This is a genomic window from Ruegeria discodermiae, from assembly GCF_030758345.1.
Lineage (GTDB): Bacteria > Pseudomonadota > Alphaproteobacteria > Rhodobacterales > Rhodobacteraceae > Ruegeria_C.
In genome coordinates this window covers 37,276-51,386 of the sequence record NZ_JAVAMO010000015.1, presented here as the reverse complement: position 1 = coordinate 51,386, position 14,111 = coordinate 37,276, and the positions used below count along the sequence as shown (strand labels likewise).

The 14,111-nt window shown below is 61.3% G+C and carries 12 protein-coding genes; 6 read left to right on the top strand and 6 right to left on the bottom strand.

Features of this window, described 5'->3' with window-relative positions:
• Positions 1-110 precede the first annotated feature (110 nt).
• Together Q5Y75_RS22370 and Q5Y75_RS22365 are read left to right on the top strand one after the other, a co-directional pair.
• Positions 111-416: a hypothetical protein gene (locus Q5Y75_RS22370; protein ID WP_306201731.1), complete on the top strand. Its 306-nt coding sequence runs from the start codon at positions 111-113 to the stop codon at positions 414-416.
• 14 nt (positions 417-430) lie between these two features.
• On the top strand, positions 431-2,761 hold the full coding sequence (locus tag Q5Y75_RS22365; protein ID WP_306201730.1) for a caspase family protein: 2,331 nt from the start codon (positions 431-433) through the stop codon (positions 2,759-2,761).
• Here Q5Y75_RS22365 and serB read toward each other — a convergent pair whose 3' ends face one another.
• On the bottom strand, positions 2,762-3,637 hold the full coding sequence (serB, locus tag Q5Y75_RS22360; RefSeq protein WP_306201728.1) for a phosphoserine phosphatase SerB: 876 nt from the start codon (positions 3,635-3,637) through the stop codon (positions 2,762-2,764).
• Between the two features lie 159 nt (positions 3,638-3,796).
• Here serB and Q5Y75_RS22355 point away from each other — a divergent pair, with 159 nt between their 5' ends.
• The 3 genes from Q5Y75_RS22355 (at position 3,797) to Q5Y75_RS22345 (ending at position 7,494) form a co-directional block, all read left to right on the top strand.
• A complete protein-coding gene (locus Q5Y75_RS22355) occupies positions 3,797-4,951 on the top strand; it encodes a phosphoserine transaminase (RefSeq protein WP_306201726.1) in 1,155 nt (384 codons plus the stop codon).
• A gap of 67 nt (positions 4,952-5,018) precedes the next feature.
• Entirely contained in the window at positions 5,019-6,614 is a 1,596-nt protein-coding gene (gene serA, locus Q5Y75_RS22350) for a phosphoglycerate dehydrogenase (protein WP_306201724.1), read from the top strand.
• A 130-nt stretch (positions 6,615-6,744) separates the two neighbouring features.
• Positions 6,745-7,494, top strand: a complete 750-nt coding sequence (locus Q5Y75_RS22345) for a metallophosphoesterase family protein (RefSeq protein WP_306201723.1) — start codon at positions 6,745-6,747, stop codon at positions 7,492-7,494.
• 22 nt (positions 7,495-7,516) lie between these two features.
• Here Q5Y75_RS22345 and tdh read toward each other — a convergent pair whose 3' ends face one another.
• From tdh to Q5Y75_RS22330, 3 genes are all read right to left on the bottom strand, one after another.
• Entirely contained in the window at positions 7,517-8,551 is a 1,035-nt protein-coding gene (gene tdh / locus Q5Y75_RS22340) for an L-threonine 3-dehydrogenase (RefSeq protein WP_306201900.1), read from the bottom strand.
• 14 nt (positions 8,552-8,565) lie between these two features.
• On the bottom strand, positions 8,566-9,750 hold the full coding sequence (locus Q5Y75_RS22335; RefSeq protein WP_306201721.1) for a glycine C-acetyltransferase: 1,185 nt from the start codon (positions 9,748-9,750) through the stop codon (positions 8,566-8,568).
• 103 nt (positions 9,751-9,853) lie between these two features.
• Positions 9,854-10,420 carry a helix-turn-helix domain-containing protein gene (locus Q5Y75_RS22330; RefSeq protein ID WP_306201719.1) on the bottom strand — a complete coding sequence of 189 codons (567 nt, stop codon included), beginning with the start codon at positions 10,418-10,420 and terminating at the stop codon, positions 9,854-9,856.
• Positions 10,421-10,535: 115 nt separating this feature from the next.
• Between Q5Y75_RS22330 and Q5Y75_RS22325 the strand changes: the two genes are divergently transcribed.
• Positions 10,536-11,711 (top strand): acetyl-CoA C-acyltransferase family protein, encoded by a 1,176-nt coding sequence (locus Q5Y75_RS22325; protein WP_306201717.1) that lies wholly within the window; start codon positions 10,536-10,538, stop codon positions 11,709-11,711.
• Positions 11,712-11,800: 89 nt separating this feature from the next.
• Here Q5Y75_RS22325 and ubiB read toward each other — a convergent pair whose 3' ends face one another.
• A complete protein-coding gene (ubiB, locus tag Q5Y75_RS22320; RefSeq protein WP_306201715.1) occupies positions 11,801-13,327 on the bottom strand; it encodes a 2-polyprenylphenol 6-hydroxylase in 1,527 nt (508 codons plus the stop codon).
• A gap of 3 nt (positions 13,328-13,330) precedes the next feature.
• Positions 13,331-14,083 carry a bifunctional demethylmenaquinone methyltransferase/2-methoxy-6-polyprenyl-1,4-benzoquinol methylase UbiE gene (gene ubiE, locus Q5Y75_RS22315; protein ID WP_306201712.1) on the bottom strand — a complete coding sequence of 251 codons (753 nt, stop codon included), beginning with the start codon at positions 14,081-14,083 and terminating at the stop codon, positions 13,331-13,333.
• Between the last annotated feature and the right edge of the window lie 28 nt (positions 14,084-14,111).

Genomic DNA, 14,111 nt, shown 5'->3' with positions numbered 1-14,111 from the left:
GGACCTGCGCCGGGAATCCAATGTGGCAAAGTTCATAGACAGGGCAAAGTTCAAGCCGCTAGAGTTTCACCACAGATCACGTTTTAAAGAGAATATTAGGAGAATTTGTGATGGTCAGGACCCTGATCCCTGTCGCTTTTGGAGTTACGGTAATTGTGGCCGGCTGCACGCCGCCCTGGTCTGGGCAGACCACCACGACAACAACAACGACCCCCGAACCGGTCGCAACGACACCCGCGCCGACCTCGACACCACAAGCAACGCGCGCTACGGCCAGCGTTCCGGCAGTGGCTGAACCCGAACCTGAAGAGCCAAAAAGAAGGCCCCTCTCTGGAGATGAGCGCGGTGGCGGCGGCGGTGGCGGCGGTGGAGGCGGCGGCGGTGGAGGCGGCGGTGGAGGCGGCGGCTGGGGCTGATCGAGGACGGACCGATGAATCTGAGTAAACGGGATTGCCTTCGCCTGATGGCCTCGCTTGCGGCGACCGGCGCCTTTGGCGTCGGCTTGTCCGGCGCAGCGCGTGCGCAGGGCGCGCGCGGATTGCGCCTGGCCGGGGGCGGCCAGCGTGTCGCCATCGTGATCGGCAATCAGGACTACGAGAATGTCGTGGATCTGGGCAATGCCGCCAAAGATGCCCGCGATATGGCTGCGATGCTGCGCGAGTTCCGGTTCAAGGTCTTTGATGGCTATGACCTGAAAAAGCGCGACTTTGAACAACTTCTGCGCACTGCTGTACTCAACATCCCGCAAGGCGCGGATGTGGTGTTCTATTATGCGGGTCATGGCATCCAAATCGGGCGGCGAAACTATCTGCTGCCTGTGGATGCCAAATTCGAAAATGTCTACGATTTGCCGCTAGAGACGATGACGCTGGACCGGGTGATCGACACCCTTGCCGCGCGCGGTTCCGCCCATGTGGCAATTCTCGATTCCTGCCGCGACAATCCGTTCCAGAACCTGCGACTGGCCGCCGATCTGGATGCGAACCTCTTCGAGACCGGTGCCGGGTTTGAGGTATTCCGTACGCCGCTGAATTCGCTGGTCGCTTATTCCACCTCGCCGGGTGAACTGGCGATGGACGGGGCCGAGGGCGGCAACAGCCCCTATACGGCGGCTGTACTTAAGGCAGCGCGCAGCGCTCCTACAGAGAACATTCTACAACTTTTCCCGTTGATCCGCGAACAGGTTCATACTGCGACAGGCGGGGTGCAGGTGCCTTGGGAAAGCTCGACGCTGGTTCGCCCGTTCCATCTGGCGCAGGCACAGATCGAGGCGCCTGTGGCCGACACAGGCACTGCGCCTGTGGTGTCGCTTAACCTAAACGAAACCTTCAATCGGTTGATCCCGCTTGATGACGCCATTCGCGCGGAACTCGGGCAGGAGATCACTTCTGCAGCGCTGCTTGCACCACCTGCAAATGGGCTGGTGTCGCTCAATGATGAGGAAACCGGCGGTATCGTCGGTTATGCGCCGGAAATCACAGACATGCGCGCGCTCGATGTGACCGAGACCAGCAAAAACGATGCATTCAGCCTTGAGGTCGCTCCCGCATCAGGCCCGCCGGTTCGCATCGATGTGGCCCTAACGCTCACCTACGATCCCTGCGATCTGGCGGCGGGCGATGCGTTGGACCTGAACGGGGTCGGTATCTATCGCCTGCCCAACGATCTGGACCTGATCGAGGGGCTGGCGACCTGCGAAGCTTCAGTGCGGGCCAATCCGAATAATGCGAGATACCGCTATCAACTGGCGCGGCTGCAACAAAGCGCCAAGCAGTTGGAAGAAGCGCACGAGAATTTTCAGGCTGCAGCAGATGCTGGGCATATCAGAGCCAAACATGGGCTTTCGGTCCTGCTGAACTCCGAGCAGATCGACCGCGACGTGGTCAAGATCCCCTATGATCCTGACAAAGCACGAGCCTTGCTGGAAGAGGCAATCGCTGAGCAGGATCCCTATGCCATGCACACGCTGGGCAAGCGCCTGATGCGCAATGGGGCAACAGAGGCCGAGCGCCAACGCGGCTTCGAGCTGCTAGAGCGGTCGGTTGAGCTGGGCCATACTTTCTCGATGAACGAACTGGGCTATTACTTCCTGACCAAGGATACTGATCACTATATCCCCGAGCGCGGTATGCGCTATCTGACCGCCTCGCAGCTGCGCGACGATATCTACGGCTATGATAATCTGGGTTTCGTGTCACTCTATGGTCTGGATGGAAGTCCTACGGACCCCGCGAAGGCACTGGAATGGTTCACCGCCGCCTCCGATGGTGGACATCCAACTGCGCCCTCAAATATCGCGCGGATGATCCTGAATGATCAGGTGCCGGGCAAGACCGGCAATGATGCGCTGGGCTGGTATGACATCGCGCTGGCGCGCGGGGATGCCTGGGGTGGCGCAAACGGTGCGATCATCATCCTGAATGGGCGCGCTCAGGGCGTCAGTGCGGCTGAGGCCGGGATACGCGCGGCCAAGGCCTCGCTGCTGGCCAATGAGGAACCTGCCGCTTTGGCGCGGGAAAATCTGGGCACGCTCTCGCGCAGCGATATCGACCGGGCCCTGCAGACCTTGCTCAACCAATTGGGCGAGCCGGTAGGTGTTGATGGTCAGGCCGGGCCCGCCACGCAGGCCGCGTTGGAGCGGGTGAGCGCGGCAAATGGCGTGCCGGTGCCATTCGCCGCCACGCAGGACCCGACCGAGCGTTTGTTGCTGGCCGCCAAAGTCTATTGGGCGCAGAATCCGGTGCGGTTCGACCTGTTCTGATCAGGTGGCAAAGTCACCGCGCGTGTAACCCTGCAGATAGAGCAGAGCGGTCAGATCGCCGTGATTGATCCGCACATCACATTGCGCGGCAACAGACGGCTTGGCATGCAGCGCAACCCCGGTTCCGGCGCGGTGCAGCATGCCCAGATCGTTTGCCCCGTCGCCCACCGCCAACACATCCGCTTCGGCAATGCCCAGCCGCGCGCTGATCTGTTCCAGTGCTTCGACCTTGGCTTCGCGGCCCAGAATCGGTCGCGCGACATCGCCGGTCAACGCGCCATCCTCGGCCAGCAGCGTATTGGCGCGGTTCTCGTCAAACCCCAGCTGTGCTGCGACCGAGCGCGTGAAGGCGGTGAAGCCGCCCGAGACCAGCGCGCAATAACCGCCATTGGCCCGCATTGTAGACACCAGAGCCGCGCCACCGGGCATCAGCGTGATCCGTTCGGCCAGAACCTTATCGATCACCGTCTCCGCCAGCCCGCGCAGCAGGCCCACGCGTTCGATCAGCGCGCCTTCGAAATCCAGCTCGCCATTCATTGCACGTGCGGTGATCGTGCTGACCCGTTCACCAAACCCGGCCTCATCGGCCAGTTCATCGATACATTCCTGCTGGATCATGGTGCTGTCCATGTCGGCCAGCAGCATCTTCTTGCGGCGCCCCTCGGCGCGCTGCAGAACCAGATCGACTGACATCTTCTGCAGATCCTCCCAAACCCGCCATTGATTGTCCGGCATAGCGCTCAAGGGAAACTCGGCCGCCTCATCCGGGCTGAGCCAGGTCACATCCCCCCCGCCCCAGGCATTGCGGAGCGACTCGATCAGCGCGGTATCGAGTGCGGCTGTTGCGGGGGCGGTCAGCAGGGTGGCGATATACATGGTGGCGAAGTTTCCGATAGGCGGCGATGAGGTCGCGTTTGTCACATGAACCGGCGCTCTAACGCCAAATTCGCTCTTGTGAAACCCCGGATCGGCCCGTAAGTCCGTCCGTGGGACACCCCTCCCCAACGAGGGGCGCTTATCTGGAAGGGTAGCATCATGGCTATTGCACAACCGGCATCGCGGCCGGCGAATCCGCGTTTTTCCTCTGGCCCCTGCGCCAAACCCCCCACATTCGACCTGACGAAACTCGCCGACGCCGCCCTGGGCCGCTCGCACCGTGCCGCTATTGGCAAGGACAAGCTAAAGGCCGCCATCGAGGGCACGCGCGAGGTTCTGGGTATCCCCGCAGACTACAAGATCGGCATCGTTCCGGCCTCGGATACCGGTGCCGTTGAAATGGCGCTGTGGTCGCTGCTGGGCGAACGCAAGGTCGAAATGCTGGCCTGGGAAAGCTTCGGTGCTGGCTGGGTGACAGATGTGGTCAAGCAGTTGAAGATCGACGCCGAGGTAAAGACCGCTGAATACGGACAGATCGTCGATCTGGACTCTGTCGATTTCACCAATGACGTGGTGTTTACCTGGAACGGCACGACCTCGGGCGTGCGGGTCCCGAATGGTGACTGGATCGCCGATGACCGTCAGGGTCTGACCATCTGCGACGCCACGTCCGCGGCCTTTGCGATGGACCTGCCCTGGGACAAGCTGGATGTGACCACGTTCTCCTGGCAGAAGGTGCTGGGCGGCGAAGCGGCGCATGGCATGCTGATCCTGAGCCCCCGTGCGGTGGAACGGCTGGAAAGCTACACGCCCGCATGGCCGCTGCCGAAAATCTTTCGCCTGACCAAAGGCGGCAAGCTGATCGACGGTGTTTTCACCGGTGCCACCATCAACACCCCGTCGATGCTGGCGGTTGAGGATTATCTGTTTGCGCTCGACTGGGCACGCTCGGTTGGCGGGTTGCAGGGTCTGATCGCCCGTGCCGATGCCAATGCTGGCGCGGTACATGCGTTCTGCGACCAGAACGACTGGATTGCCAATTTGGCCGAGGATGCGGCGACGCAATCCAACACCAGCGTTTGCCTGAAATTCACTGATGACCGGATCACCGATGGCGCGACATTCGCCAAAGCCGTGGCCAAACGGCTGGAGGCTGAGAATATCGCGCTGGATATCGGTGCCTATCGTGACGCGCCTGCGGGCCTGCGCATCTGGTGCGGCGGCACGGTCGAAACCTCGGATATCGAGGCGATGCTGCCCTGGCTCGAATGGGCCTATCAGGCTGAAGTCGCCGCCCAGTCCGAGGCGGCCTGACGCGATTCCCGACACATTTCGGGGCCTCGCGGCCCCGCTCTCCCTTGCAGTCAAAGGACCAATGAAAATGGCCCCTAAAGTACTTGTTTCCGACAAGCTGAGCGAAACCGCCGTCCAGATTTTCCGCGATCGCGGCATCGATGTGGATTTCCAGCCCGATCTGGGCAAGGACAAAGACAAGCTGGCCGAGGTGATCGGTCAATATGATGGTCTGGCCATCCGCTCGGCCACCAAAGTGACCGAAAAGATCCTCGCCAACGCCGATAACCTCAAGGTCATCGCCCGTGCCGGGATCGGTACCGACAATATCGACAAGGATGCCGCGTCGAAAAAGGGGGTGATCGTGATGAACACGCCCTTCGGCAACATGATCACCACCGCCGAACATGCGATTGCGATGATGTTCGCCGTGGCGCGTCAGATTCCCGAGGCCAGCGCCTCGACCCATGCGGGCAAGTGGGAAAAGTCCAAATTCATGGGGGTTGAACTGACCAACAAGACGCTCGGCGTGATCGGTGCGGGCAATATCGGTGGTATCGTCTGCGACCGTGCGCGCGGGCTGAAGATGAAGGTCATCGCCTATGACCCCTTCCTAGGGCAGGACAAGGCTGACCAGATGGGCGTCGAAAAGGTCGAGTTGGATGAATTGCTGGAACGCGCCGATTTCATCACGCTCCATGTGCCGCTGACCGACCAGACCCGCAATATCCTGAGCCGCGAGAATCTGGCCAAGACCAAGAAAGGCGTACGCGTCATCAACTGTGCCCGCGGCGGTCTGGTCGACGAAGAGGCGCTGGCCGAGATGCTGCAATCGGGCCATATCGCGGGGGCGGCCTTTGACGTCTTCGCGGTCGAACCCGCCAAGGAGAACGCCCTCTTTGATCTACCCAACGTGGTCTGCACCCCGCATCTGGGCGCGGCCACCACCGAAGCGCAGGAGAATGTGGCGCTGCAGGTGGCCGAGCAGATGTCGAACTATCTGCTGACGGGTGCGGTGGAAAACGCGCTGAACATGCCCAGTGTGACCGCCGAAGAGGCCAAGGTCATGGGTCCCTGGATCAAGCTGGCCGGGCATCTAGGCAGTTTTGTTGGTCAGATGACCGACGAGCCGGTCAAGGCGATCAATATCCTCTATGACGGGGTCGCCGCTGGGATGAACCTGGCTGCGCTGAATTGCGCCGCCGTTGCGGGGATCATGAAAAAGTTCAACCCCGAGGTGAACATGGTCTCGGCCCCCGTAGTGGCCAAGGAACGCGGTATCCAGATCAGCACCACCAATCAGGATAAATCCGGCGCATTCGCGGGTTATATCAAGGTCACCGTGGTGACCGATGTGCGCGAGCGCTCGATCGGGGGTACCGTGTTCAGCGACGGCAAACCGCGCTTCATCCAGATCAAGGGCATCAATATCGACGCCGAGATCGGTCGCCATATGCTCTATACCACCAACGAAGATGTCCCCGGCATCATTGGGGCGCTGGGTCAGACCATGGGTGCCAATGGCGTCAACATCGCGAACTTCACGCTGGGACGGGCCGGAGCGGGTGGCGAGGCAATCGCGCTGCTCTATGTGGATGAACCGGTTCCCGCCGAAGCGCGCGCGAAACTGGCTGAGACCGGCCTTTTCCGACAGATCAAACCGCTGGAGTTTGATGTGGCCTGAGGCCGCCCTGCAAAAACCAGATCGGCCGCCCCATCGAGGGCGGCCTTTTTTGTTCCCTGAAGCCACGACAAAACACTTTCCCTTCGCGCCACGACGCGGCACAACCCCGGCAGCAGCCACGGAGGCACGGATGACGGACCCGATCTATGCGGTAGGTGACATTCACGGGCAGCTTGATGAATTGCACCGCGTTTTGGCTCTGATCGAGGCGGATGGCGGCTCTAACGCCCGCATTGTCTTTCTGGGAGATTATGTGGATCGCGGCCCCGACAGCCAGAAAGTGATCGACTTTTTGATCGAGGGGCAGCGGGCCGGGCGGAATTGGATCACGCTCCTGGGCAATCACGACCGGATGTTTGCCTGGTTCATGGAGGATGTGCCGCGTCACGACCCGCATCTTCTCGTCGGCTACCACTGGCTGCATGACCGGCTGGGCGGCACCGAGACGCTTCAGAGCTATGGTCTGAGCTACGACAGCGGGACCCGATTGGAAGACCTGCATGCCGAAGCGAAAGAGGCGGTACCGCAAGCACATGTTGATTTTCTGCGCGGCCTTCAGAAGATCTACGAAACCCCCGACCTCGCCTTTGTCCATGCCGGAATCCGTCCCGGCATTGCGCTGGGCGAGCAGAGCGACAACGACCTGGTCTGGATTCGGCAGAGCTTTCACATCTATTCGGAACCGCATCCAAAGCTGATCGTGCATGGCCACACACCGGTCAACGTGGCAACCCACTATGGCAACCGCATCAATCTGGACAGCGGTGCAGGATATGGCAAACCTCTGACCGCTGCGGTGTTCGAAGGGAAAAGCTGCTGGCAGCTTGCGGATCAAGGGCGCCTTGCGCTTGCACCTCGATCCGCTTTTTCATCTGGCTGAGAATACCTCGGGGACATAGCCCCTATATGCCGGTCCAGTCCAGCACAACCTTGCCGGACTGACCCGATTTCATCGCCTCAAAGCCCTGCGCGAAGTCTTCGACGCCGAAGCAGTGGGTGATCACCCGAGCCACATCCAGACCGTTCTGCAGCATCGCGATCATTTTGTACCAGGTCTCGAACATCTCGCGCCCATAAACGCCCTTGATGGTGATCGCCTTGAACACGATCCGGCTCCAATCCACTGGCGATTTGCCCGGCGGGATGCCCAGCAGTGCGATCTTGCCGCCCATCACCAGCGCCTCGACCATCTGGTCAAGCGCCACCTGCGAGCCCGACATCTCAAGCCCCACATCAAAACCCTCTTTCAGACCCAGATCGGCGATCAAATCCTGCAGATCCTCGCGCGACACATCGACAGCCCGCACGGTGGGCACCACGTGTTCCGCAAGCTTCAGGCGGTCCGGGTTGATATCCGTGATCACAACATTGCGCGCCCCTGCGTGGCGCGCGACGGCGGCGGCCATGATGCCGATGGGGCCTGCACCGGTGATCAGGACATCCTCTCCCAGAAGATCAAAGCTGAGCGCTGTGTGTACGGCATTGCCCAACGGGTCCAGGATGGCGCCGATCTCATCCGGCACATCATCCGGCAGTGGCACCACATTGAAGGCGGGCAGTTTCAGATATTGCGCAAAGGCCCCTTGCTCATTCACGCCAATCCCGCGCGTGCCGGGGTCCAGATGGAACTTGCCCGCGCGGCTCTGGCGGCTTTCGGTTCCGATCAGATGCCCTTCGCCGGAACAGCGCTGGCCGACCGCCAGCCCGGTCACGTCCTTGCCGATCTCGACAATCTCACCGGCAAACTCATGCCCGGTGATCATCGGTACCGGCACAGTGGATGCGGCCCAGTCATCCCAGTTCCAGATATGGATATCGGTGCCGCAGATGCCGGTTTTGGTCACGCGGATCAGCACCTCGTCCGGGCCGATTTCGGGGACTGGCGCCTGCACCATCCACAGACCTTCCACGGGCTTGGACTTCTCCAGCGCCTTCATGGTGTTGGGTCGCATCAGATCACCCCCAGAGCCTTGCCGACCTTGCCAAAGGCTGCCAGTGCGCGGTCCAGTTCTTTCTTTGTTAGAGCCGCATTCATCTGGGTTCTGATCCGCGCCTGCCCACGTGGCACCACCGGAAAGAAGAAGCCCGAGACATAGACACTCTCATCAAACATCTGCGCCGCCATGTCCTGCGCCAGTTGTGCCTCGCCCAGCATCACCGGGATGATCGGATGTTCCCCAGGCAGCAGGTCAAAGCCTAGCTTTTCCAGCCCGGCGCGCCAATAGCTGGCGTTGTCAAAGAGCTGCGCGCGCAGGTCAGCACCCTCTTCGACCAGACGGATCGCCTCTAGCCCGGCGGCGACGATGGATGGCGGCAGCGAGTTCGAGAACAGATAGGGCCGCGCCCGCTGCCGCAGAAGGTCGATCACTGGCTGCGGCCCGCCGATATAACCGCCGATTGCCCCCCCAAGTGCCTTGCCCAGCGTCCCTGTCAGGATGTCCACATCGACACCGAAATGATCCGGCGTGCCTGCCCCGTTTGGCCCCATGAAACCGGTGGCGTGGCAGTCATCGACCATGACGATGGCGTCGTATTTGTCGGCCAGTTCGCGGATCTTCGGCAGGTTGGCCAGATAGCCATCCATCGAGAACACACCGTCGGTGGCGATCATGATATGTCGCGCCCCATCCTCGCGCGCCTGTTTCAGCCAGGCTTCGAGATCGTTCATGTCATTGTTCAGATAGCGATAGCGCTTTGCCTTGCACAGCCGCACCCCATCGATGATCGAGGCATGGTTCAGACTGTCCGAGATGATCGCATCTTCAGGCCCTAACAAGGGCTCAAATAGCCCGCCATTGGCATCAAAGCAGGCCGCAAACAGGATCGCGTCATCCTTTTTCAGGAAGGTTGCGAGCTTGTGCTCCAGCTCGCGATGAATATCCTGCGTGCCGCAGATGAACCGGACCGAGGCCATGCCGAAACCCTTCGGCTCCATCGCATCGCGGGCTGCGGCGATCAGGTCGGGGTGATCCGCCAGACCCAAGTAGTTGTTGGCGCACAGGTTGATGACCTGCCGTCCGCCCACCGTGATCTCGCCGCCCTGCGGCGAGGTGATCATTCGCTCGCGTTTATAAAGCCCTTCGGCCTCGATCTGAGCTAGCGTGTCAGTGATCTGCGACAGGAATGCGTGCGACATGGCGACCTCCATTTGAGTCGCACTTCTAGCATAACGGACAAGATTCCCAAATAGGGGATTTCGCAATATTGGATAATTTTCCGTAAAGGCGGAATTTTTTCGATCAGGCGTTCTTGACGATCAGAAACACGCGGGCCGCACCGCTTCGGGCCGCAATTGCATGCGGGACATCGGCCGCATAGCGCGCCGTATCGCCCGCAGACAGGTCGGCGACTGCTGCGCCCGAAGTAACCCGAACCTTGCCCTCCAGCACGGTCAGTTGCTCTTGCGCACCTCGCATGTGGGGCTGACTGCTGAGAATTCCCTCTGCCTCGAAGCTTATGTCATACACCTCATGCCCGCCGGCCTCTTCGGGCGGGGACAGGATGCGGATACGGCAGCCTTCGCCCATATTGTCGATGCTCGGCACTTCGCCCTTGTGCAGCACTTCGATCTTGTCCGCGCTGTCGCCATCTTCCAGCAGGCCCGCGAAATCGACCTGCAGCGCGCGGGTCAGGTTCCATAGGGTTGCTATGGTCGGGCTGCTCTCGCCGCGCTCGATCTGGCTGACCATCGAACGGGAGACACCGCTGAGGTTTGCCACTGCCTCCAGCGACAGCCCTTGTGCACGCCGGGCCTCTTTCAACCGGGCGGGCAGGCGGTTCAGGATATCGTCGGGATTGTCCGTCATGACGGATTTTCTGGGCTTAGAGGCACCACTTGTCAATTGTGGATGTGACCTCACGTCCCATGCGACAGAAGGGCGGGCCGGGTGCATAGTGTACCCAAATCTTGAGGAGTGAAACATGACCGATGTCGTAATTCTGGACGGTGCCCGCACTGCTATTGGTACTTTTGGCGGGGCGCTCGCCTCCACCGCGCCGATCGATCTGGCCACCGTGGTGACCGAGGCCGCGCTTGAGCGGTCCGGTGTCGAGGCCGCGCAGATCGGCAATGTGGTCTTTGGCCACGTGATCAACACCGAACCGCGCGACATGTATCTGAGCCGCGTCGCCGCGATGCAGGCCGGTATCCCGAACGGCACGCCCGCGATGAATGTGAACCGCCTGTGCGGGTCCGGGGCACAGGCCATCGTCTCGGCGACCCAGTCCCTGATGCTGGGCGATGCGGAGTTTGCTGTCGCGGGCGGGGCCGAGAGCATGTCGCGCAGCCCCTTTATCACCCCCGCGACGCGCTGGGGTCAGAAGATGGGCGATGTGGCGTCGCTCGACATGATGCTGGGCGCGCTGAACTGTCCGTTTGGCACCGGCCATATGGGCGTGACCGCCGAGAACGTGGCGGATGAACATCAAATCACCCGCAAGGATATGGACGACTTTGCGCTGACCAGCCAGACCCGTGCAGCGGCGGCGATCGAAGGCGGGGTATTCGACAGCCAGATCGCGCCGGTGCAGGTCAAGGTTCGTCGCGACATGGTTGATTTCAAGGTCGACGAGCACCCCAAACCCACCACTGCCGAGGCGCTGGCCGGGTTGCGTGCGGTGTTCAAGAAAGATGGCCGGGTGACCGCTGGCAACGCGTCCGGCATCAACGATGGCGCGGCGGCGATGGTGCTTGCCAAAGCGGATGCGGCGGAGCGGGCGGGCCTGAAGCCCAAGGCGCGCATTCTGGGCTATGCCCATGCCGGTGTGCGCCCCGAGGTGATGTGCATCGGTCCGGTTCCGGCAGTGCAGAACCTGATGCAGCGCACCGGCCTGTCGGTGGATGATTTCGACGTCATCGAAAGCAACGAGGCCTTTGCCGCTCAGGCCCTTGCCGTGAACAAGGAACTTGGGCTGGATGCGGCCAAGGTGAACCCGAATGGCGGCGCGATTGCGCTGGGTCATCCGGTGGGGGCTACTGGTGCGATCATCACAATGAAAGCGCTTTATGAATTGGAGCGCACCGGCGGGTCCAAGGGTCTAATCACCATGTGCATTGGCGGCGGTCAGGGCATTGCCATTGCCATCGAACGGCTCTGATCCGGATTGTCGCAAGGGGGGCTGCCTGCCCCCCAACGCGCCTTTGGCGCGCGCGGATGTTTCCTGAAAGATGAAGCCTAAGGACCTGCCTAGAACAGCGCGCTGACCAGCAAGACGATCCCCGCGCCAACACCGGACCCGGCAAGGGCGGTCCAGACCGGCAGGGATATTGGCGATTTCGGTGGCTCTTCGGTAGCCTGCGCGATCAGCATCTTTTCGACCAGCGCGGGCAGGCGCGGGCCGAACCGGGCCAGTACCTTGGCGGTGTCGTAAAAATCCGAGAGTGCGGCGCGCGGGCCGATGGATTCGGTGATGTAGCTTTCGACCACCGGGCGCGCCACTTCCCAGATGTTCATATGCGGGTTCAGGGACCGGGCCACACCCTCGACCACCACCATGGTGCGTTGCAGCAGGATCAGTTCGGTGCGGGTTTCCATCCCGAAGCGTTCGGTCACCTCGAAGAGATAATTGAGCAGACGACCCATCGAGATATGGCTGGCATCCATGCCAAAGATCGGCTCTCCCACCGCGCGCAGGGCACGGGCGAACTCGTCAACATCGCGGTCGGCGGGAACGTAACCAGCCTCGAAATGTACCTCGGCCACGCGTTTGTAGTCGCGGCGGATGAAGCCGAAAAGAATCTCGGCATAGACCCTGCGGGTATATTGGTCGATATGGCCCATGATGCCGAAATCATAGGCGACGATATCGCCATTGGGCGCAACCTTGAGGTTGCCCTGATGCATGTCGGCATGGAAATAGCCGTCGCGCAGCGCGTGCTGAAGGAACAGGGTCAGCACCCGTTCACTTAGGACGCGCCGGTCATGGCCTGCCGCGTCCAGCGCGTCGTTGTCGCCCAACGGCACACCATCGGCCCAGCCCAGCGTCATCACCCGGCGCGCCGAGAGCGACCACATTATCGTCGGCAGCTGGAACCCTTCATCCTTTTGCGTATTGGCGGCAAACTCTGAGGCTGCGGAGCTTTCCAGACGCAGATCAAGCTCGCCGCGGACGACTCCATGGAAATGTTCGATCACCTCCATCGGCCGCAACCGGCGCGCGCCTGGTGCGCAAAGCTCAACGATACGGGCGGCCAGATAGAAGGCGTCAATATCCTTCTGGAACGCCTTTTCGATGCCGGGGCGCAGCACCTTGACCGCGACTTCGCCGCCGCCATTAGCGATGCGGGCCTTGTGAACCTGCGCAATCGAGGCGGCGGCAATCGGCTCGCTGAATTCTTCGAACAGTTCAGGTACGGGCTGGCCGAGTTCGCGTTCGACCTCTGCCATCGCCTCTTGTCGGGAAAAGGGTGGCAGCTTGTCCTGCAACACCCGCAATTGCACCGCCAATTCCTCGCCCACCACGTCAGGGCGGGTCGAAAGGATCTGGCCGAATTTGATGTAAGCCGGGCCCAGCGCGGTCAGCGCGCGGGTGGCAGGCGGCATGGCGGGATCACCCTTGTAGCCGAGCCACTGGAACGGTTTGCCCAGCGCATGGGCCACGAAGCGCAGGGCGCGCGGGGCCTCGAAGGCGTCCAGCACCACGTTCATGGCGCCCGTGCGCTCCAGAGTGGCGCCTGTGCGGATCAGGCGAATGATGTTGTGCGGGCCGCGCATGCGTCAGATTTTCCAGCCGGAATGCAGGGCCGCGATTCCCATGCTCAGATTGCGGTATTTGGCGTTCTCGAACCCCGCCTCGCGGACCATCGACAGGAATGTCTCCTGATCGGGGAAATTGCGGATCGATTCCACGAGATACTGGTAACTGTCGCGATCCCCGGCGATCATCTGTCCCATGCGTGGGATCACGTTGAAGCTATAGAGATCATAGAGTTTCTGTAACCCGTCATTTGGAATCTGGCTGAATTCCAGCACCATCAGACGACCACCGGGGCGTAACACGCGGAAGGCCTCGTTCAGCGCCTCTTGCGGACGGGTCACATTGCGGATGCCGAACGAGATCGTATAGACGTCGAATGTCTTGTCCTCGAAGGGCAGCGCCATGGCATCGCCGACGACCCAGTCCAGACTGTCGGCCATCTGCTCGGCCTCGGCGCGTTTGCGGCCTTCGATCAGCATCGGTTCGGTCAGGTCCAGAACGGTGGCATGGCCATAGCCCGCACGCTTGAGGAACCGAAACGAGATATCGCCGGTGCCGCCCGCCACATCCAGCAGGCGCTGACCGGGGCGCGGGGCGAGCCAGTCCATCATTGCGTCTTTCCAGACCCGGTGGATGCCAACGCTCATCACATCGTTCATGATGTCATATTTCGAGGCAACCGAGTTGAAGACGCCCTGCACCCGCCCTGCCTTCTCGGATTCGGGGACGGTTTCGAAACCGAAATGGGTGGTTGTGTCGCTTCTGTCTGACATGCGGCTTGCCGTTTGCTGAATTTCGCCC

Coding starts and splice junctions, on each gene's coding strand:
- Q5Y75_RS22370 (WP_306201731.1), top strand. CDS start 111: ATGGTCAGGACCCTGATCCCTGTCGCTTTTGGAGTTACGGTAATTGTG.
- Q5Y75_RS22345 (WP_306201723.1), top strand. CDS start 6,745: ATGACGGACCCGATCTATGCGGTAGGTGACATTCACGGGCAGCTTGAT.
- ubiB (WP_306201715.1), bottom strand. CDS start 13,327: ATGCGCGGCCCGCACAACATCATTCGCCTGATCCGCACAGGCGCCACT.
- ubiE (WP_306201712.1), bottom strand. CDS start 14,083: ATGTCAGACAGAAGCGACACAACCACCCATTTCGGTTTCGAAACCGTC.
- Q5Y75_RS22335 (WP_306201721.1), bottom strand. CDS start 9,750: ATGTCGCACGCATTCCTGTCGCAGATCACTGACACGCTAGCTCAGATC.
- Q5Y75_RS22365 (WP_306201730.1), top strand. CDS start 431: ATGAATCTGAGTAAACGGGATTGCCTTCGCCTGATGGCCTCGCTTGCG.
- tdh (WP_306201900.1), bottom strand. CDS start 8,551: ATGAAGGCGCTGGAGAAGTCCAAGCCCGTGGAAGGTCTGTGGATGGTG.
- serB (WP_306201728.1), bottom strand. CDS start 3,637: ATGTATATCGCCACCCTGCTGACCGCCCCCGCAACAGCCGCACTCGAT.
- Q5Y75_RS22355 (WP_306201726.1), top strand. CDS start 3,797: ATGGCTATTGCACAACCGGCATCGCGGCCGGCGAATCCGCGTTTTTCC.
- serA (WP_306201724.1), top strand. CDS start 5,019: ATGGCCCCTAAAGTACTTGTTTCCGACAAGCTGAGCGAAACCGCCGTC.
- Q5Y75_RS22325 (WP_306201717.1), top strand. CDS start 10,536: ATGACCGATGTCGTAATTCTGGACGGTGCCCGCACTGCTATTGGTACT.
- Q5Y75_RS22330 (WP_306201719.1), bottom strand. CDS start 10,420: ATGACGGACAATCCCGACGATATCCTGAACCGCCTGCCCGCCCGGTTG.